This window comes from Halomonas halophila (assembly GCF_030406665.1).
Classification (GTDB): domain Bacteria; phylum Pseudomonadota; class Gammaproteobacteria; order Pseudomonadales; family Halomonadaceae; genus Halomonas; species Halomonas halophila.
The window spans coordinates 1365865-1385093 of the sequence record NZ_CP129121.1 but is presented as its reverse complement, the minus strand read 5'-3'; the positions used below and the strand labels follow the sequence as shown (position 1 = coordinate 1385093).

General features: G+C 68.3%; 14 protein-coding genes. 5 read left to right on the top strand and 9 right to left on the bottom strand.

The features are described from left to right. Positions 1–52: 52 nt before the first annotated feature. Positions 53–952, top strand: a complete 900-nt coding sequence (gene htpX / locus QWG60_RS06335) for a protease HtpX (protein ID WP_035595301.1) — start codon at positions 53–55, stop codon at positions 950–952. A gap of 170 nt (positions 953–1122) precedes the next feature. On the opposite strand, the gene pdxB is transcribed toward htpX, so the two are convergent. Then, complete coding sequence (pdxB, locus tag QWG60_RS06330; RefSeq protein WP_146908175.1) at positions 1123–2274, bottom strand: 4-phosphoerythronate dehydrogenase PdxB; 1152 nt, start codon at positions 2272–2274, stop codon at positions 1123–1125. 106 nt (positions 2275–2380) lie between these two features. On the opposite strand from pdxB, the gene QWG60_RS06325 reads away from it, so the two are divergent. Beyond that, a complete protein-coding gene (locus QWG60_RS06325; RefSeq protein WP_035595296.1) occupies positions 2381–2662 on the top strand; it encodes a hypothetical protein in 282 nt (93 codons plus the stop codon). Between the two features lie 33 nt (positions 2663–2695). On the opposite strand, the gene QWG60_RS06320 is transcribed toward QWG60_RS06325, so the two are convergent. Continuing rightward, positions 2696–3034: a glutaredoxin family protein gene (locus QWG60_RS06320; RefSeq protein WP_107180845.1), complete on the bottom strand. Its 339-nt coding sequence runs from the start codon at positions 3032–3034 to the stop codon at positions 2696–2698. A 180-nt stretch (positions 3035–3214) separates the two neighbouring features. Continuing rightward, positions 3215–5413, bottom strand: coding sequence for a bifunctional 23S rRNA (guanine(2069)-N(7))-methyltransferase RlmK/23S rRNA (guanine(2445)-N(2))-methyltransferase RlmL (rlmKL, locus tag QWG60_RS06315; RefSeq protein ID WP_146908173.1), 2199 nt, complete (start codon positions 5411–5413; stop codon positions 3215–3217). 261 nt (positions 5414–5674) lie between these two features. Here rlmKL and rmf point away from each other — a divergent pair, with 261 nt between their 5' ends. Beyond that, a complete protein-coding gene (gene rmf / locus QWG60_RS06310; RefSeq protein WP_081945816.1) occupies positions 5675–5881 on the top strand; it encodes a ribosome modulation factor in 207 nt (68 codons plus the stop codon). Between the two features lie 93 nt (positions 5882–5974). Here the strand turns inward: rmf and QWG60_RS06305 are convergent, their stop codons facing one another. Beyond that, positions 5975–6991 carry a quinone-dependent dihydroorotate dehydrogenase gene (locus QWG60_RS06305; protein WP_107180847.1) on the bottom strand — a complete coding sequence of 339 codons (1017 nt, stop codon included), beginning with the start codon at positions 6989–6991 and terminating at the stop codon, positions 5975–5977. Positions 6992–7167: 176 nt separating this feature from the next. Between QWG60_RS06305 and mgtE the strand changes: the two genes are divergently transcribed. After that, on the top strand, positions 7168–8520 hold the full coding sequence (gene mgtE / locus QWG60_RS06300; protein WP_046080081.1) for a magnesium transporter: 1353 nt from the start codon (positions 7168–7170) through the stop codon (positions 8518–8520). 79 nt (positions 8521–8599) lie between these two features. Here mgtE and QWG60_RS06295 read toward each other — a convergent pair whose 3' ends face one another. From QWG60_RS06295 to QWG60_RS06280, 4 genes are all read right to left on the bottom strand, one after another. Then, the gene (locus QWG60_RS06295; RefSeq protein WP_146908171.1) at positions 8600–13441 is read right to left on the bottom strand and encodes an NAD-glutamate dehydrogenase; all 4842 of its coding nucleotides are present in this window, start codon (positions 13439–13441) and stop codon (positions 8600–8602) included. 204 nt (positions 13442–13645) lie between these two features. Continuing rightward, the gene (gene trmA, locus QWG60_RS06290) at positions 13646–14752 is read right to left on the bottom strand and encodes a tRNA (uridine(54)-C5)-methyltransferase TrmA (RefSeq protein WP_035595284.1); all 1107 of its coding nucleotides are present in this window, start codon (positions 14750–14752) and stop codon (positions 13646–13648) included. Between the two features lie 90 nt (positions 14753–14842). After that, positions 14843–15619: a glutamate racemase gene (murI, locus tag QWG60_RS06285; protein WP_146908169.1), complete on the bottom strand. Its 777-nt coding sequence runs from the start codon at positions 15617–15619 to the stop codon at positions 14843–14845. Positions 15620–15790: 171 nt separating this feature from the next. Beyond that, positions 15791–16336: a hemerythrin domain-containing protein gene (locus QWG60_RS06280; RefSeq protein ID WP_035595313.1), complete on the bottom strand. Its 546-nt coding sequence runs from the start codon at positions 16334–16336 to the stop codon at positions 15791–15793. A 195-nt stretch (positions 16337–16531) separates the two neighbouring features. Between QWG60_RS06280 and QWG60_RS06275 the strand changes: the two genes are divergently transcribed. Beyond that, entirely contained in the window at positions 16532–17872 is a 1341-nt protein-coding gene (locus tag QWG60_RS06275; protein ID WP_146908166.1) for a replication-associated recombination protein A, read from the top strand. 1 nt (position 17873) lies between these two features. Here the strand turns inward: QWG60_RS06275 and QWG60_RS06270 are convergent, their stop codons facing one another. Beyond that, a complete protein-coding gene (locus tag QWG60_RS06270) occupies positions 17874–19136 on the bottom strand; it encodes an aminotransferase-like domain-containing protein (RefSeq protein ID WP_146908164.1) in 1263 nt (420 codons plus the stop codon). Positions 19137–19229 lie beyond the last annotated feature (93 nt).

Sequence of the window (19229 nt, the reverse complement as noted above, 5' to 3'; positions counted from 1 at the left end):
GCCCACCCGGGCGCGGCGCCTGCACGACAACCCTCATGGGAGAGTTCCGGCAATGATGAGAATCCTGCTGTTCCTGGGCACCAACCTGGCGGTGATCCTGGTGGCCAGCATCACCCTGCGACTGCTCGGCGTGGAGCCCTACCTCACCGCCCAGGGCATCAACTTCAACAGCCTGCTGATCTTCTGCTTCATCTTCGGCATGGCCGGCTCCATGGTGTCGCTGTTCATCTCCAAGTGGATGGCCAAGCGCACCACCGGCACGGTGATCATCGAGCAGCCCTCCAACAGCACCGAGCAGTGGCTGCTGGACACCGTGGGCGAGCTGGCCCGCGAGGCCGGCATCAAGATGCCGGAAGTGGGCATCTTCCCCGCCGAGCAGTCCAACGCCTTCGCCACCGGCTGGAACAAGGACGACGCCCTGGTGGCGGTCTCCGCCGGCCTGCTCAACCGCATGCGCCCGGAAGAGGTGCGGGCGGTGCTGGCCCACGAGATCGGCCACGTGGCCAACGGCGACATGGTGACCCTGGCGCTGGTTCAGGGTGTGCTGAACACCTTCGTGATGTTCTTCGCCCGCGTGGTGGCCCAGCTGGTCGACAGCTTCCTGCGCAAGGATGACAACGAAGGTCTGGGCTTCTTCGGCTACTTCGCGGTGGTGATCGTCGCCGAGATCGTGTTCGGCCTGATCGCCTCGGCCATCGTCGCCTGGTTCTCGCGCTTCCGCGAGTACCGCGCCGACGCCGCGGGCGCCAGGCTGGCCGGCAGCGGCGCCATGATCAATGCCCTGGGCCGGCTCAAGGCCGAGACCCAGATGGCCGACCAGATGCCGGACACCCTGACCGCGTTCGCCATCACCACCGGCCAGACCCGCAAGCTGATGGAGCGGCTGTTCGCCAGCCACCCGCCCCTGGATGATCGCATTCGTGCGCTCAAGGAAGCGGCCTACCGGCAGTAAGTGATGGCGGGTGAGGAGTGAGGGGTAAGGCGTTCGGGCAGCATCGAACGCCACCTTCCCTCCCTGCAAACAAGAGCCCCGCCGGCTGACGCCGGCGGGGCTTTCTTGTGGACGTTACGCGAGCCGACCAGACGCTCGGCGCTTATGCCCTTCTCCTCACGCCTTCCTCCTTACCCCTTACCGCTCGCCACCCGGAAACCGGCGGCGGCGAGCGGCGCGGCCAGGGCCTCGGCCGCCGGGCGCAGCTCGATGGCCAGGGTCGAGAACTCCCGGCGCAGCGGGTAATTCGCGCGGCAGTCGTCGAAGCCGACCGCCATGCCCTGGCGGCGGCTCTCCCGGTGCAGGGCATCGTGGTCGCGGCGCACGTCGTAGACCGCGCGCATGCACAGCCGCAGCGCCTCCTCCAGCGACAGGCCGCCGTCGAGGGTCAGCGAGGCCAGCGGCGGCGTCGGCGACAGGTCCGCCAGGGTCAGCCGCGCCGGCAGGCCGAAGCGCTGGGTCAGCGCCTGGTAGATGGCGTGGGTGCCACGCAGCTTGCCGTCGCGGCTGTGGCCGGCGATATGCGGCGTGGCGATCGCCGCCAGGTCGCACAGCGCGGCGTCGATGCCGGGCTCGTGCTCCCAGACATCAAGCAGCGCGGTGATGTCGCCCTGCCCCGAGAGCCGCGAGCGCAGCGCCTGACCGTCCAGGCAGTCGCCCCGCCCGGCGTTGAGCACGACGGTGCCCGGCGCCAGCTCGGCGATGCGACGGGCGTCGAGCAGGTGACGGGTAACATGGCGGCCATCGCGCACCAGCGGCGTGTGCAGGCACAGCACGTCGCAGGCATCGATCAGCGCGTCCAGCTCATGGAAGCCATCGTCGCCTTCTGCCTCGGCGCGGGGCGGGTCGCAGGCCAGGCAGGCGATGCCCATGGCCTCTAGGCGCGCGCGCAGTCGGCCGCCGACGTTGCCGACCCCGACGATACCGACCGTGCGCTCGAGCAGCGAGAAGCCCTGACGCTCGGCCAGGGTCGCGAGACTCGTCAGCACGTAGTCGACCACCGCCTCGGCGTTGCAGCCCGGGGCGCTGGCGAAGCCGATGTCGCGCGCGGCCAGCGCCGCCTGGTCGACGTGGTCGGTGCCGATGGTGCAGGTGCCGACGAAGCGCAGCCGGGAGCCGGCCACCAGGGCCTCGTCGACGCGGGTGATGGAGCGCACCACCAGCGCATCGGCGTCGCGCACCGTGTCGGCATCGATCTCGCGGCCGGGCACCCGAACCACCTCGCCCAGCGGCCCGAAACAGGTCTCCGCGGCCGGCACGTTGGCATCGACGACGATTCTCATGGGTCTTTCCTCCCGCTTGACTTGTCCATGGAACACAAGGCCTTACAATACAGGTCATGTTACACGAGCGGCGCGCGTCGCGCCGCCGCCGACCTCGGGAGTCGCCGTGATCGTCCGCTGGGAAACCGACCATGACTATGTGCTGGTACATGTCCATCAGGACATGTTCGGCGACTGGATCTTCAGCCGCGCCTGGGGCCAGATCGGCACCCAGTTCGGCGGGCTCAAGCACCAGCTCGCCGACGACCACGGCCAGGCCATGATGTGGCTCGAGGACGAGGCCACCATCCAGGCCTCGCGCGGCTTCCACAAGGTGCTGGAAGCCGACGACCACAGCCCGGAAGGGCGCGATGCGGTGAATCAGCTGTCGCTGCTCGACCAGCTCTGACCCTTCCCTGAACCTCGGCTCGCCCCTCAGCGCCTATCCGAGATAGCGACGCCCCCGGCGCCTGACCGCGCCACCCGGCTCCGACGGTGCATCGGCTTCTCCCTGCATCGCCTGCCAGGCGCTGTCGTCCAGCCAGCCCCGCGCAGCCAGCCACTCGGCCAGCCGCGCCGGGGAGGCGGCGCCTTCCAGCGCCGCCCCTGCCTCGTCCACCAGCACCGGAATGCGCTCACCGAAGCGCGCCAGCAGCGCCTCGTCCTCGCTGATCTCGACCCGCGTCAGGCGAACCTCGACGCCGGCCAGGCGCGAAAGTCCAGCCTCCAGCGTCTCGCACAGATGGCAGCCGAGCGTGGTGTAGAGCGTCAGATGGATCATGACGCGGCGACCCCCTCCTTGTGGCGGATCAGGAAGACGTGGTGCAGGTCCGGGCGCCGGGTGCCGAATAGAGAGCGGGTCGAAGGTCTCATGACGTTTGCCCTTCCTCACGATGACGAATCAGGAAGACGTGATGCAGGTCCGGGCGCCGGGTGCCGAGTAGAGAGCGGGTCGAAGGTCTCATGACGTTTGCTCTTCCTCGCGGTGACGAATCAGGAAGACATGGTGCAGGTCCGGGCGCCTCGAGAAGTCCGGATCGAAGGTCTTCGCCGAGATCTCCTCCACCGCGTAGGCCTCGGCCAGCTCGGCATCGAGCTTGAAGCGGCGCTGGTTGTTGGAGAACACCAGGGTGCCGCCGGGCGCCAGACGCGCCATGGCCAGGCGCACCAGCCGGCCGTGGTCGCGCTGCACGTCCAGGGTGTCGGCCATCTTCTTCGAGTTCGAGAAGGTCGGCGGGTCCATGAAGATCAGGTCGAAGTGGACGCCGGCGGTCTCCAGCCACTGGAAGCAGTCGTCACGGACCACGCGGTGGCGCGAGGGATCGAGCCGGTTCAGGGCGAAGTTGTCGCGGGCCCAGTCGAGGTAGGTGTTCGACAGATCCACGCTGACGCTGTCCGAGGCGCCGCCGAGGGCCGCCTGCACGGTGGCCGTGGCGGTGTAGCAGAACAGGTTCAGGAAGCGCTTGCCCCGTGCCATCTCGCCGAGCATGCGCCGCACCGGACGATGATCGAGGAACAGCCCGGTGTCGAGGTAGTCGCGCAGGTTCACCCATACCCGGGCCGCCCCTTCCCGGACCTCGAAGCGCTCGCCGCTGGCGGCCTGCTTCTGGTACTGGGCGCGCCCGCTCTGGCGCTCGCGGCGCTTGACCACCACCCGGCTGGCATCGACCTCCAGCTCCTCCGGAATCACCGCCAGCGCCTCGAACAGGCGTTTCTGGGCCTGACCGGCATCGATCGACTTCGGCGGCGCGTACTCCTGCACGTGCACGTGGTCGCCGTAGACGTCGATGGCCAGGGCATATTCCGGCATGTCGGCGTCATACAGCCGGTAGCAGGTCTCGCCGGAGCGCTTGAGCCACTTCTTCAGCCGCTTGCGGTTCTTGGTCAGGCGATTGGCGAACATCTGCGCGCCCTCGGAGCGCGGCGGCGGAGCGGACACGGCGGGCTCGCCCTTGCCAGCGTCCTGGGCATCCTCCGGCACGTCCATCAGCAGCAGCTTGGCGTCCAGCGGGCCGTTCTTCAGCGAATACTGCTTGTGGGCACGCAGCCCGGTGCGATGGCCGAGGTCCGGATTGCCGGTGAACAGCGCCAGGCGCCAGCCCGGGAAGGCCTGGCGCGCCCGCTCGCCGAGATCGGCGTAGAGGCCGACCAGCTCCGGCAGCTCGCCGAGCCGCTCGCCGTAGGGCGGGTTGGTGATCACGAGGCCCTTCGCCTCGGGGTCGAAATCCTCGGGGCGCTTGAGCTCGGTGAGGCTGGCGCCCTTCAGGGTGATCAGCGCCGGAATGCCGGCGCGCATGGCGTTGGCCTTGGCCGACGACAGCGCCGGCGGACTCTGGTCGAAGCCGTGGATCCGGCAGCGGCAGCGCTTGCGGCCGATGCTGGCCCGGGCCTCGGCCTCGCGCTTGACCTCCTGCCAGCAGGCCTTCTCATGGCCGGCCCAGCCCTGGAAACCGAAGCGCTCGCGGTTGAGGTTGGGCGCCATGTCGGCGGCCATCATCGCCGCCTCGATCAGCAGGGTGCCGGCGCCGCACAGCGGGTCGACCAGCGGCTGGCCCTCGCGCGCCCGCTCGGGCCAGCCGGCGCGGATCAGCAGCGCGGCGGCCAGGTTCTCCTTGAGCGGCGCGTGCCCCACGTCGCGGCGATAGCCTCGCCGGTGCAGGCTGTCACCGGCGAAGTCGATGCCCAGGGTCAGCCGACCGCGATGCAGATGAGCGTAGAGACGCAGATCCGGCTGGCGGGTGTCGACGTTCGGCCGCGGCAGACCGTCGGCCTGCAGGCGATCGACCACGCCGTCCTTGACGGTCTGGGCGCCGAAGCGGGTGTGGCGAATCTCGGTGGAGCGGCCATGGAAGTCCACCGCCAGGGTGGCGCCACGCGGCAGGTGCTCGCCCCAGGCCACGCCGGCCGTGGCCGCGCGCAGCTGGTCGGGGGTCTCGATGCCCTCCTCGCGCACCAGGCACAGCACCACCCGGTTGGCCAGCCGCGACCACAGGCAGGCCCGGTAGGCCGTCTCGAGGTCGGCCTGGAAGTGCACCCCGGCCAGGGTCGTCTTGCCGGGCGTGGCGCCCAGTGCGGCCAGCTCGTCGGACACCAGCAGTTCCAGCCCCTTGGGACAGGTGGCGAGGAAGGCCAGGGAGTCGGTAGCTCGTCGTTCGGTCATGAGAAATCCATCGGGTGGCATCAGGCCCGCCACGCCCGCGTGACGCCTGAATGTACGCTTTGTTACAAATCACCTGTCGACGGCATCGACCAGGTTGCGCTATGAATGAATTGGTAGCTACCAGACAACGCATGCATTCCTGTCATGAGGGCAAGGACCTGTCGGCGCGATTCGCTGACGCGCCATTTTCGACGCCCTCGCTTAACGGGTGCGACGCCTGTGCGTCGTATGCCATCGGTGCCTTTCGCAAGAGGTAGTCCAATGAAACGACAGAAACGTGATCGCTTCCAGCGTGCCTATGTTCACGGGTACAAGGCGGGTGTCTCAGGTCGTTCCCGCGATGACTGTCCGAATCAGGATATCAATCTACGCGAGTACTGGATGAGCGGTTGGCGTGAAGGTCGTGGAGACCAGTGGTCCGGCATGACGGGCATCTCCGGTATTCACAAGAACCCCATGGTGATCTGACCTCCATTCGAGCGGATCGCCGTTCGTTACCCTGACGAACCTCACAAGCCCACGCCTCGCGTGGGCTTTTTAGTGCGCCTCGATCCGCCGGGCTCAGCGACGCCAGCCGCGCAGCGCCCGGGCGCACTCCCCGACCAGCCCCGGCCCGCGATAGATGAAGCCGGAATACAGCTGCACCAGATCCGCGCCCGCCTCGCGCTTGACCATCGCCGCCTCGCCGCTGTCGATGCCGCCCACGCCGATGATCGGCAGCTCCGGCAGGTGCCGACGCAGCTCGCGAATCACGGTGTTGGAGGCCTCGAACACCGGCCGCCCCGACAGCCCGCCCTGCTCGTCGCCGTGGACGAGTCCTGCCACCGCTTCTCGCGCGATGGTGGTATTGGTGGCGATCACCGCATCGATGCGATTGGCCTCGAGGCTGCGCGCCACAAGGCCCACCTCCTCGGCCTCCATGTCCGGCGCGATCTTGACCGCCAGGGGCACGCGCCGCCCGCTGTCGCGGTCGAGTCGGTCGCCCGCCTCGCGCAGGGTGCCGAGCAGCTCGTCCAGATGCTCGCCGAACTGCAGGTTGCGAAGCCCCGGGGTGTTCGGCGACGAGATGTTCACGGTGATGTAGTGGGCGTGGGCATGCACCTTGTTCAGGCAGTGGAGGTAGTCGTCCACCGCCTGCTCCACCGGCGTGGTCAGGTTCTTGCCGATGTTGATGCCGATCACGCCCTGATAACGGCTGGCCTTCACGTTGGCGATCAGGTGGTCGACGCCGGCGTTGTTGAAGCCCATGCGGTTGATGATGGCGCCGGCCTCGGGCAGGCGGAACAGCCGCGGCTTCGGATTGCCGTCCTGGGGCCTGGGCGTCACGGTGCCGACCTCGACGAAACCGAAGCCGAGCGCGCCCAGGGCGTCCAGATGGTCGGCGTTCTTGTCGAGCCCGGCGGCCAGGCCCACCCGATTGGGGAAACTCAGCCCCATCAGCTCCACCGGATCATCGACGCGCTCGCCCAGGGTCTTCGCCAGGCCGAGGCGGTCGGCCAGGTCCAGCCCCGACAGCGCCAGGCCATGGGCCTTCTCGGCATCGAGACGGAACAGCAGCGAACGGGCGAGGGAATACATGGCGACTCCTGGGACGGCGGCGGAAAATCGGGGCGCGAGTATAGCGCAGCCGCATCGCCACGACGAACTCGGAAACCAACGACCGCCCGGCACTTCTTGTATGATTCACTGACCGGACATCGGAATGTCCGCGACAGAACAGACCGCTGGGGCCATCGCCCCGCCAGGGAGACGCCATGACCGAAACCACCGAGACGCTGGAACACCGCCTGTCGCGCATTCACCTGGCGCTGGAGAAGGAACACCTGGAGTGGGTCGACGACGTGATCGCCGACCTGGAACCTGCCGAGGTCGCCCTGCTGCTGGAGTCGCTGCCGCTCGATGCGCGCATCCGGCTGTGGGAGCGCGTGCCCCAGGAGGTCGACGGCGAGGTACTGCTGCACGTCCACGACGAGGCGCGCAGTACCCTGATCGACGACATGGACCACGCCGAGATCGTCGCCGCTACCGCCGGGCTCGATACCGCCGATCTGGCCGAGCTGTTCGAGGACCTGCCACAGCAGGTCGCCGAGGACATGCTGCGCTCCATGGACGAGCTGCAGCGTGCGCGCCTGCAGGAGACCCTGGCCTTCGAGGAGGACTCCGCCGGGCGCCTGATGCGTACCGACACCATCGCCGTGCGTGGCGACGTCAGCCTGGAGACGGTACAGCGCTTCCTGCGCTGGAAGCAGGAGGTGCCCGACAACACCGACAGCCTGATGGTGGTCGACCGCAACGGCCTGTTCATGGGCATGCTGCCGCTGGCCCGGCTGGTGGCCAGCGATCAGGAGCAGGCCGTGGCCGACCTGATGGACAGCGACGTGGACAGCATCCAGGTGACCATGAAGGCCCAGGACGTCGCCACCCTGTTCCAGACCCACGACCTGGTCTCGGCGCCGGTGGTCGATGCCCGCGGCCTGCTGCTTGGCCGCATCGTGATCGACGACATCGTCGACGTGATTCGAGAGCAGTCCGAGCAGGCGCTGATGAACATGGCCGGCCTCGACGAGGAAGAGGACCTGTTCGCTCCAGTGCTGCCCAGCGCCAAACGCCGTGCCGTTTGGCTCGGCATCAACCTGCTGACCGCCTTCCTGGCCGCCTGGGTGATCGGCCGCTTCGAGGCGGCGCTGGATCAGCTGGTGGCACTGGCCGTGCTGATGCCGATCGTCGCCAGCATGGGCGGCATCGCCGGCAGTCAGACCCTGACGCTGGCGATTCGAGGCCTGGCCCTCGGCCAGATCAGCCGCACCAACAGCAATTGGCTGCTGCGCAAGGAGGTCGGCATCGCGGTGCTCAACGGCGTGCTGTGGGCGCTGGTGGTGGCGGTACTGGCGATCGTCTGGTTCGGCAGCGTCGGCATCGGCATCATCATCGCCGCCGCCCTGGTGATCAACATGCTGGCCGCCGGCGTCGCCGGCATCGTCATCCCGCTGATGCTCAAGCGCTTCGGCATCGACCCGGCCCTGTCCGGCTCGGTGGTGCTGACCACGGTCACCGACGTGGTGGGCTTCATGTCCTTCCTGGGCCTGGCCACGCTGTTCCTGCTCTGATCCGCCGCTCCCCGGCCCAGAACGACGAAATCCCGCCTTCGAGGCGGGATTTCGCGTTCAACAGGGCCGGGCCGGCGGATCAGCCCTCGCTGTTGCTCTCGGCCAGGTCCACCAGCTCGCGGACCGCCACGGCAAACAGCGGGAAGCCACCCTGACTGCCGCTGCCGACCTCCTCGAGCAGGCGGCCCCAGCGCTGGTGCATGCTCTCGTGGAGCGACAGCCAGCGCTCGACGCGCTCGGCGCTCTCGCGCGGCCCGCCTTCCATGCTCAGCACGCTCGAGGTCAGTGCCAGCTGCTGACGCTCGATGTCGTCGCGGAAGGTCTCCCGCGCCTTGACCTCCCAGCCGTCGCTGACCTCTAGGCGAGTGACCTGCTGCAGCAGCCAGGGCAGCTCGAGGCGCGCACCGATCTCGTAGAAGACCTCGGCGACCCGCTGCGGCTTGTCGTCGTTCTGGCGAGCGGCATGAATGATGCCCAGCGCCGCGTAGAGACTGTCGGCCGCGGCGACCGTGGCGGCCAGGGCCTCCGGCACGCCGGCCTCGACCAGCTCCTGACGCCGCGCCTCCCACTGGGCCTTCTCCTCGCCGCGCAGGCGCTTGCCGATGCCTTCCTGCAGCTGGGCCAGGCGCGGACCGAAGTAGTCGATGGCGTCGCGGGTGCTCAGGCTGCTGCGATGACGCAGGAACCAGCGGGTGGAACGACGCAGCATACGCATCAGGTCGAGCATCATCGCGTACTGGACATCCGTCGCGATCTTGTTGTCCAGCGCCTCGAGCTGCTCCCAAAGCTTGGGCAGCTGGAAACTGTCACGGGCGATGACGTAGGCCCGGGCGATGTCGGCACGGCCTGCCCCGGTGGAGTCCATCAGCCGGCGCATGAACACCACGCCCATGTGATCGATGATGTCGTTGGCCAGCTGGGTGGCGACGATCTCGCGCTTCAGGCGGTGGTCGTACATCTCGTCGCGATAGCGCTCGGCCAGCATCGACGGGAAGACGCGCTCCACGTAGCGGATGATGGTCGGGTCGTCGGGCACGTCGGAGGCGATCAGGTCGCCCTTGAGCACGCTCTTGGCATAGGAGATCAGCACCGACAGCTCGGGCAGCGTCATGCCCTGCGCCTGGTGTGCCCGCTCCTGAAGCTCCTCGTCGCTGGGCAGGAATTCCAGCTCGCGATCGATCTGACCGGCCGCTTCCAGCTCGCTGATGAAACGGCGGAAGGGGCCGATCCCCTCCCGGGAAAGCCGCTCGGCGAGATCGAGGGCCTGAGTCTGACGATAGTTGTCGAGCAGCACCAGCTCGCTGACTTCGTCGGTCATGTCGGCGAGCAGACGGTTGCGCTGCTTCTCGGTCATGTCGCCGCGGGAGACCACCTCGTCGATGAGGATCTTGATGTTGACCTCATGGTCGGAGCAGTTGACGCCGCCGGCGTTGTCGATGAAGTCGGTGTAGACCCGCACGCCCTTGGCCGCGGCTTCCATGCGTCCTCGCTGGGTCAGGCCGAGGTTGCCGCCCTCGCCCACCACCCGGCAGTTGAGCTCGCGCCCGTCGACGCGCAGGGCGTCGTTGGCCTTGTCACCGACCTGAGCGTGGCTCTCGGCGCTGCCCTTGACGTAGGTGCCGATGCCGCCGTTCCAGATCAGGTCGACCTGGGAGACCAGCATGGCGCGGATCAGCTCGTTGGGTGACAGCCTGTCCTCGCGGATGCCGAAGGCCTTCTTCATCTGCGGCGTGATGGTGATCGACTTGGCGCTGCGCTGGAACACGCCGCCGCCCTCGGAGATCACGCTCTGGTCGTAGTCCTCCCAGCTCGAACGGGGCTGCTCGAACAGGCGCTTGCGCTCGGCGAAGCTGGCCGCGGCGTCCGGGGTCGGGTCGACGAAGATGTGCAGGTGGTTGAAGGCGCCCATCAGCCGGATCTTGTCGGACAGCAGCATGCCGTTGCCGAACACGTCGCCGGCCATGTCGCCGACGCCGACCACGCTGAACTCGTCTTCCTGGGTATTGATGCCCAGCCCGCGGAAGTGGCGCTTGACCGATTCCCAGGCGCCCTTGGCGGTGATGCCCATCTTCTTGTGGTCGTAACCGTGGGCGCCGCCGGAGGCGAAGGCATCGCCCAGCCAGTGACCGTACTCGACGGAGATCTCGTTGGCGATGTCGGAGAAGGTCGCCGTGCCCTTGTCGGCGGCCACCACCAGGTAGGCGTCATCGTCGTCGTGGCGCACCACGCACTCGGGCGGCACCACCTCGCCGCCGACCAGGTTGTCGGTGACGTCGAGCAGCGCACGGATGAAAATCTGGTAGCAGGCGATGCCTTCCTTCTGCACGGTCTCGCGGTCCGCGCCTTCCGGCATGCGCTTGCAGACGAAGCCACCCTTGGCCCCTACCGGCACGATCACCGCGTTCTTGACCTGCTGCGCCTTGACCAGGCCCAGCACCTCGGTGCGGAAATCCTCCCGACGGTCGGACCAGCGCAGCCCGCCGCGGGCGACCTTGCCGCCACGCAGATGCACGCCCTCGACCCGCGGCGAGCAGACGAAGATCTCGAAGGCCGGGCGCGGCTTGGGCATGCCGGTGACCCTGGAGGGCTCGAGCTTCAGGGCGATGTAGTCCTTGAAGCCGCCGTCTTCGGTGCGCTGATAGTAATTGGTGCGCAGGGTCGCCTGGATCAGCTCCATGTAGCGACGCAGCATGCGGTCGTCGTTGAGGCTCGGCACCTCCTCGAGCAGCGCCAGGATGCGCGCCTCGCAGTCGGCGATGTCGCCGCCCTCGGGACGATCGGCGGGATCGAAGCGCAGCTCGAACAGGCTGACCAGCTCGCGGGTGATCTCGGGATGGTTCACCAGGGTGGTGGCGATGTAGTTCTGCGACATGCCGAAGCGGATCTGCTTCAGGTAGCGCGCGTAGGCACGCAGCATCGCCACTTCCCGCCAGTCCAGGTTGGCGCCGATGATCAGCCGGTTGAAGGGATCATTGTCGGCCTCGCCGGTCCAGATGCGCTGGAAGGCCTCGATGAACGGCTCGCGCATCTCCTGCAGATTCACCTCCACGCTGGTGTGATGCTCCAGGGTGAAATCATGAATCCAGTAGTCGCGATCGGTGGCACCGACCTCGTAGGGCCGCTCACCGAGCACCCGCAGGCCCAGGTTCTCCATCATCGGCAGCACATCGGAGAGGGGAATCGAGGTGTCGGGATGGAACAGCTTGAGATTGACGCCGCTGCCCTCTTCCTCGATCAGGCGGTACAGCGACAGCGCCAGGGGCGCGCCGTCGTCGAGCTCCCCGAGATGCTGCAGGTCGTAGACCGCGGTGCGAGCGCTGAAGTCGTCGCGGTAGCTGGCCGGGAAGGCGTCGCGGAAGCGGCCCATCAGCTGGTTGGCATGCTCCTCGCCGAATCCCTCGATGGCGGCGTTGAGCAGGTCGTCGCGCCAGTTGCGCGCCAGCTTGACCAGCTTGTCCTCGAGGCGCCGGATGTCGTAGTCCGCCGGGCCGTCACCGTTGAAACGCAGGATGAACTGGATGCGCGCCAGCACCGACTCGGAGAGATATGTGTTGAAGTCGCCGAAGGTGGCGTCGAGTTCCTCGCACAGCAGCTCCTGCAGGCGCAGGCGCAGCTCGGTGGAGAAGACGTCGCGCGGCACGAACACGAGGCAGGAGAAGAACTTGCCGAAGCGGTCCTCGCGGATGAACAGCCTCACCCGGCGCCGCTCACGGATGTCCAGGATGCCCAGCGCGGTCTGCGCCAGCTCGTCGACGTCGATCTGGAACAGGTCGTCGCGGGGATAGACCTCGAGGATCTGCAGCAGCTGCTTGCCGTTGTGGGCCTTGGGATTGAAGCCGGAGATCTCCATCACCGAGCGCAGCTTGCGCCGCAGGATCGGCACGTGGCGCGGCGAATCGTTGTAGACGGTGGCGGTGAACAGCCCCAGGAACCGCCGCTCGCCGACGATGTTGCCCTGCTCGTCGTAGCGGTCGATGGAGATGTAGTCCGGGTAGGTCGGCCGGTGGATGCGCGCATGATGGGCGCTCTTGGCGAACGACAGCAGCTGGGGGACCAGCACGAAGCGGTCGCCCTCGACGCCCAGGTCGGTGCGAATGCGTTCGCGGTAGCGCGGCTGGTCGAGGCGGAACACGCCGAGTTCACTGTCCTCGACCTTGTCCAGGCGCTGCCGGCTGCCGTCTTCGAGAACCTCGTACTCGTCGTAGCCGAAGAAGGTGAAGTTGTCCTCGAGCAACCATTCGAGGAAGGCGATCGCCTCGCGATGATCCTCGGCTTCGACCTGCTCGGGGCAGCCGGTCTCGAGTTCGGCGATGGCCTCGCGGACCTTCTCGCGCATGGGGTCGAAGTCGGCCACGGCGGTGCGCACGTCGCCCAGCACCTCATGCAGGCTGGCCTCGATCTCTTCCAGCTCGGCCACGTCGGAGTGGCGGTCGACCTCGATGGCGATCAGCGATTCGCGGGTCTCAGGAGCGCCGGACGCACCAGGGTCGCTGACGCGGCAAAGGCGATGATCGGCGTCGCGCTCCACCGCCAGCACGGCGTTGTGGATGGCGTGCACGGTCATGCCGCGACGGTTGAGCTCCACGCGCACCGAATCGACGAGGAACGGCATGTCCTCGTGCAGCACGGCGATGAAGGTATGGGTGGACTGCCAACCGTGCTCCTCGAAGTCCGGGTTGAAGACCCGCACCTTGGGGGCGTCGGCATCGAACTGCTGGATGAAGTGCCACACCGAGAGGGTCGCGCCGTAGAGGTCGTCAAGGCGTCGGTCGGCGAGATCCTCCAGAGGCACCGCCGCATAAAAGTGCCGGGCGAAGGCCTCGACCGACGCGGCCTTGTCCTGTTCCAGACGGCTCTGCAGCCGTTCCTCGAGCTGCTTGAGGAGGTCCTGACGGCCCTCCTCGTGTGCGACTTGTAGCATCCATCACCTCGACTGCCAGCGGCCGCCTCGTGCGGCCGGATCATTGGACCGAATCGCCGGGCCCGGCCTCGGCCAAAGCCCCGCATTGCCAACAGCTTACGCGTTCGACACCGATCACCCCAGCCACATGCCGCTTTCCTCATGACCATGTCGGTTGCGCATCGCCCTTGACATTTCGCCCGGCAGCGAGGTCTGTTCTCGCCGCTAGCGGCGCCGCTCCAGCAGGACACCGCACTCGCAGTGGTGGGTCCAGGGGAACTGGTCGAAGAGCGCGAAGCGCACCACCTCGTGGGTACGGGTGAGGGTCTCCAGGTTGTCGGCAAGCGTATCCGGATTGCATGAAATATAGACGATACGCTCGTAGTCACTGAGTTGACGACAGCTGTCCTCATCGAGCCCGGCCCGCGGCGGGTCGACTAGCACGGTAGAGAAATCGTAGTCGTCGAGGCCGAACTCGGCGACCCGGCGGCCGCCCTTCTCGCCGCGCAGCGCCTGGGAGAACTCCTCGGCCGACATACGCCCCACCACGGCGTTGTCGACGCCGTTGGCGGCCAGGTTCTCCCGGGCGCTGGCGACCGAGGTGCGCGAGATCTCGGTGGCCAGCACGCGGCGGAAGTTCTCCGCCAGGGCCACGGTGAAGTTGCCATTGCCGCAGTACAGCTCCACCAGGTCGCGTTCGGTGCTGCCGGCGGTGACGTCCCGGGCCCAGGACAGCATCGAACGACAGATCTCGGCGTTGGGCTGGGTGAAGCTGTTCTCCACCTGCTGGTAGACGAGCTCGCGGCCGTCGACGCCGAGCCGCTCCCAGACGTGGTCGCGGGTCAGCACCAGGCGCTGCTTGCGGGCCCGGCCGATGATCATGATGTCCAGTGCCTGCTCGAGGGCACGGGCCTCGACCTCCCAGGCCTCGTCGAGCTGGCGGTGATAGATCAGCGTCACCAGCGCCTCGCCGGTCAAGGTGGTGAGAAACTCCACCTGGAACAGCCGATGCCGCAGGGTCGGGTTGTCGAGCAGGCGCTCGCGCAGTGCCGGCATCAGCTCATTGATGCGCTGGCCGGCCACCGGGTAGTCGTCCAGACGCACCACGGTCTTCTGCTTCGGGTCCTCGGGATCGACCTCGAACATGGCATAGTAGAGATCGTCGCCCTCGTGCCAGACCCGGAATTCGCAGCGCTGGCGGTAGTGGCTGGCCGGCGAGGCATGCACTTCCAGCTCGGGTGGAGCGAAACGGGCGAACTGGGCGGTCAGTCGGTCGCGCTTGGCCGCGAGCTGCTCGTCATAGCGGTCGGGGTCGACAACGGGAATGGCCACGGCGGCTCCTGAAAGATGGTCGGTCGAAAGGGATGGTCGAATACGGGCGATGAAAGACGGAAAGCGCGGCACCTTGGGCCGGCCGATGCCTCAGGGCAACACGAGAGCGTGTGTCTCGGAAAAACCGAAGCCGGCGAGCCCCCGGGCCAGGGTCGTGTCGGGGCCGGTGACCCAGCCCCGCTCGACGGCCGGGCGGCGCTGGGGCGCGACGATCACCTGGCCGGTGCGCCGGGCGATGGCGTCACCGGAGTCGACCCAGCGCACCGGATGCGGTACCGCGGCCTCGAGCGCCTCGCGCAGCAGCGGGAAGTGGGTGCAACCGAGCACCAGGGTATCGAGATCCGGCAGCTCGGCCAGCGGCGCCAGCACCCGGCGCAGCACCTCGGGGTCCGGCACCTCGCCGGCCACCAGGCGTTCGGCCTCGCCCACCAACGGGTCGGCGGCCAGGCGCGTGACCCGGCAGTCGCCGGCGAAGGCCTCGATCAGCCGCGCGGTATAGGGCCGCGCCACGGTGGCACTGGTGGCGAGAAGACCGATATGGCGGCTCTCGCTGGCCCCGGTGGCGGGCTTGATCGCCGGCACGGTGCCCACCACCGGCACCGACAGCCGCTCGCGCAGGGCATCGAGGGCCAGGGTGCTGGCGGTGTTGCAGGCCACCACGAGGCCACAACACCCACTGGCGGCCACCGCCGCCTCGCACACGGCGAGGATGCGCTCTACCAGCCAGGCGTCCTCGCGCACGCCATAGGGCAGCATGGCGTTGTCGCAGGCGTAGGCCAGGACCACGTCGGGCAGGCGGCGGCGAAGCGCCTCGACCACCGAGAGCCCGCCGACGCCGGAATCGAACACCAGCACCGGGCCCGTCATCGGCGCGCCACCACGCACTCGCCCCCCGGCCGGGACGGCACGAGGGGCAAGATCAGGGTGAAGGTGGTCGAGGCGAACATCGGCATCGCAGGCATTCCGTCGAACGATGCGGCGCATTCTACCTCAGCGGGGCCGGGACTCGAAGCCGTCTCCCGGCGGCGACGCAGGGAATCAGGTCACCGGCTCCGGCGCATCGCGCAGCTCGGCATAGAGCTCGGGGTAGGCCTCCTGCAGGCGCTCGAGTTCGGTGGTCGCGCCCTCGGGCAGAGCCTCGGCAAGCCGCTGGAGGTCATCCTCGGAGAAATGCTCGCGAATCAGCGGGAAGAGCAGCTCGCGCTCGTCGCGCAGGTAGGCCCGATGGGCATCGAGATACGCCTTGAGGTCGTCGGCGAAACGATCCATGGGCACTACGGCATCCATGAGAATCATGTCGAGGTCGCCGGAGAGGCGCTTGAGCTGGGCCTTGAGGGCACGATAGTCCTTGGCCAGCCGCTCGGTCACCGCCTCGGTCTCCGGGGCCAGTTCCTGCAGGCGTTCGGAGCAGACATGCTCCAGCGGCTGGCTGAAGCTGTCCTGGTAATCGAGGATATAATCCACGACTTCCCGCACCAGCTGGAAGTTCGGGCGTTCGCCCTCGGCCAGGGTCTTCTGCTTGAGCTGTAGAACGTGCAACATGCGGGCCATGTTGGCATGATCCTGGCGCAGTTGGTTCAGCATGGGCATTGCGGCAGCCTCCTCAATATCGGTCATGGACGGAAGGCACTGGTGTTAGACGCGCCTTCGCCCTCCGGGTTCCTGGCCAATGGCACCGGCCGTCAGGGTTCGCCCACCTCGTTCGGGATCTGGCGATGCCGGGAGCCAATGCCCGACATCGCGTATCCAACATAGCAGCCGTCAGCGAAGGAGTCAGAAATGGACCTGTTCCAGCAGGCCAGCAGCGAGGAGAGCGCCCCCCTGGCCTGGCGCATGCGCCCCCGTCGGCTGGCCGATTACGTGGGCCAGCCGGCGCTGGTCGGCCCCGGCAAGCCGCTGCGCCGCATGGCCGAGGGCGGCCCGGTGCGGTCGATGATCCTGTGGGGCCCGCCGGGCACCGGCAAGACCACCCTGGCCGAGATCCTGGCCGAGGAGTCCGGCGCCCACCTCGAGCGGCTCTCGGCGGTAATGGCCGGGGTCAAGGACATCCGCGCGGCGGTGGACCGCGCCCGAGCCGCCCAGGGTCAGGACCGCCCCACCCTGCTGTTCCTCGACGAGATCCACCGGCTCAACAAGAGCCAGCAGGACGCCCTGCTGCCCCACGTGGAGTCCGGCCTGCTGACGCTGATCGGCGCCACCACCGAGAACCCCTCGTTCGAGGTCAACTCGGCGCTGCTGTCCCGGGCCCGGGTGCACGTGCTGAAGTCGCTCTCCGACGACGACGTGACCGAGGTGCTCCGCCGCGCGCTTGCCGACGCCGACCGCGGGCTGGGCGCCCGACACATCACCGTGGACGACGAGGTGCTCGCGCTGCTGGCCCGGGCCGCCGCCGGCGACGCCCGCCGCGCCCTGGGCCTGCTGGAGACCGCCTGCGACTTCACGGTGCAGGAAGGCGACGGCGAGCGCCTGCCCCGCGAGGCGCTGGAGGACGTGATCGGCCACCAGGCCAGCGCCTTCGACAAGCAGGGCGATCACTACTATGACCTGCTGTCGGCGATCCACAAGTCGATCCGCTCCTCGCGCCAGGACGCCGCCCTGCTCTACATCGCGCGATTCATCCAGGGCGGCGGCGACCCGCTGGACGTGATCCGCCGGCTGACCGCCATCGCCTCGGAAGACGTCGGCAACGCCGACCCCAAGGCGCTGCCGCTGACCATGGCGGCCTGGGACGCCTACCTGCGGCTCGGCGACTACGAGGGCCAGCGCGCCATCGCCCACGCCGCCGTCCATCTGGCGGTGGCGCCCAAGAGCAACGCCGTCGACCAGGCCTGGAACCGCGCCAAGGCGTTCGCCGCCGCCCAGCCGCGCCTCGAGGTGCCCACCTACCTGCGCAACGCGCCCACCAAGCTGATGGAATCGCTGGGCCACGGCGACGGCTATCGCTACGCCCATAACGAGCCCAACGGCTACCCCGCCGGCAGCGCCCACGACTGCTGGCCGGACGACGTGCCCTTCGAACGCTTCTACCAGCCCACCGCCAACGGCCAGGAGAAGCGCTACGGCCAGATGCTGGAGTGGCGGGCCGAGCTCGACGCCGCCGCCGACCGAGCACGGGACTGAGTCATCGCGGGTCGGCGAGGAAGGCCCGCGCCCGGGACGAGGCGAACGCCGGGTGGCGCGCCCACAGGAACATGCCGCCCCGGGGCGTCGCGAACGGCACCCAACCGCCCTCGTGGGCCAGCTTCAGGGCAGTGTCCATGCGCCGCGCGAGGCGCGGCCGCAGCCGCTCCACCAACCGGCGATAACCGCCGTTGCGCAGCAGGGTCGCCACCACCTGTTCGGCAAACGGCGAGGTGGCGATGGTGCTGAGCATCTTGACGTCGACCAGCGTTCTGACCAGCGCCGGCGGCGTGGCGATGAAGCCGACCCGCAGCGAGCAGGACAGTGTCTTGGAAAAACTCCCCACGTAGAGCACCCGCCGCAGGCCATCCAGCGCGGCCAGTCGCGGCGTGGGCGCCGCCTGGAAGTCGGCGTAGATGTCGTCCTCGACGATCCACAGGTCATGGCGCTCGGCCAGCGCCAGCACCCGCCGGGCGACCGCCTCGGACAGGGTCGTGCCGGTGGGGTTGTGCAAGGCGCTATGGCAGAAGAACAGACGCGGGGCATGGCGCTCGATCAGTGCCTCGAGGCGCTCGGGATCGGGGCCATGCTCGGTCCGGGGCACGCCGACGACGTTGACCCGATGCAGATGCAGCAGCCCGAGCAGGTTGTAGTAGCCCGGGGATTCGACCAGCACGGTATCGCCCGGACGCAGCAGCCCGCGCACGATGGCGTCTAGGGCCTGGCTGCCGCCCGCGGTGGTCAGCAGCTGGTTGGCGTCGACCGCAATGCCCAGCCCCCACAGCCGCTCCTGCACCAGGGCGCGCAGCTCGGGCGAGCCCAGCGGCGTGCCGTACTCGAACAACCCCGTCATCGACTGACGCGTCACCCGGCGCAGGGCGTAGCCGAAGGCCTCCTCGTCGCGCCAGGCGGTGGGCAGCCAGCCGCAGCCCAGGCGTAGATGTTCGCCCTCGGGCTGGAACTGCTGCCACATCTCGTCGGACACGTCGGCCATGCCGGCCCGGGCCTGGTGCTCCGTCGTTCTGCAGGCGCCCTCGGCCACGTAGAACCCGGCACCGGGACGCGAGACGATCCGACCCAGCGCGACGAGGCGCTCGTAGGCCTCGATGACCATGTTGCGGCCGACGCCCTGGGACGCCGCAAGGCGGCGGATCGACGGCAACCGATCGCCGGGGGCGGCGTGCCGCTCGATCCAGCCTCGCAGGCCGTCCGTCAGCTGCTCCACCCGCGGCCGCGGATCTCGCGGATCGATCATCATCCGCATGGGATGCCCCTGCTGGCCATCGGTGTCGTGCCCCTACCGTTCCCGTGAAATCGGCCGCCAGTGTACCTTATGGCGCCGCGGGCACGGTGCGAG

What these genes read in the sequence shown, in the direction of transcription:
- htpX (WP_035595301.1), top strand. Translation starts at nt 53, where the DNA reads ATGATGAGAATCCTGCTGTTCCTGGGCACCAACCTGGCGGTGATCCTG.
- QWG60_RS06295 (WP_146908171.1), bottom strand. Translation starts at nt 13,441, where the DNA reads ATGCTACAAGTCGCACACGAGGAGGGCCGTCAGGACCTCCTCAAGCAG.
- rlmKL (WP_146908173.1), bottom strand. Translation starts at nt 5,413, where the DNA reads ATGACCGAACGACGAGCTACCGACTCCCTGGCCTTCCTCGCCACCTGT.
- QWG60_RS06280 (WP_035595313.1), bottom strand. Translation starts at nt 16,336, where the DNA reads ATGCTGAACCAACTGCGCCAGGATCATGCCAACATGGCCCGCATGTTG.
- mgtE (WP_046080081.1), top strand. Translation starts at nt 7,168, where the DNA reads ATGACCGAAACCACCGAGACGCTGGAACACCGCCTGTCGCGCATTCAC.
- QWG60_RS06305 (WP_107180847.1), bottom strand. Translation starts at nt 6,991, where the DNA reads ATGTATTCCCTCGCCCGTTCGCTGCTGTTCCGTCTCGATGCCGAGAAG.
- rmf (WP_081945816.1), top strand. Translation starts at nt 5,675, where the DNA reads ATGAAACGACAGAAACGTGATCGCTTCCAGCGTGCCTATGTTCACGGG.
- pdxB (WP_146908175.1), bottom strand. Translation starts at nt 2,274, where the DNA reads ATGAGAATCGTCGTCGATGCCAACGTGCCGGCCGCGGAGACCTGTTTC.
- murI (WP_146908169.1), bottom strand. Translation starts at nt 15,619, where the DNA reads ATGACGGGCCCGGTGCTGGTGTTCGATTCCGGCGTCGGCGGGCTCTCG.
- QWG60_RS06320 (WP_107180845.1), bottom strand. Translation starts at nt 3,034, where the DNA reads ATGATCCATCTGACGCTCTACACCACGCTCGGCTGCCATCTGTGCGAG.
- QWG60_RS06275 (WP_146908166.1), top strand. Translation starts at nt 16,532, where the DNA reads ATGGACCTGTTCCAGCAGGCCAGCAGCGAGGAGAGCGCCCCCCTGGCC.
- QWG60_RS06270 (WP_146908164.1), bottom strand. Translation starts at nt 19,136, where the DNA reads ATGCGGATGATGATCGATCCGCGAGATCCGCGGCCGCGGGTGGAGCAG.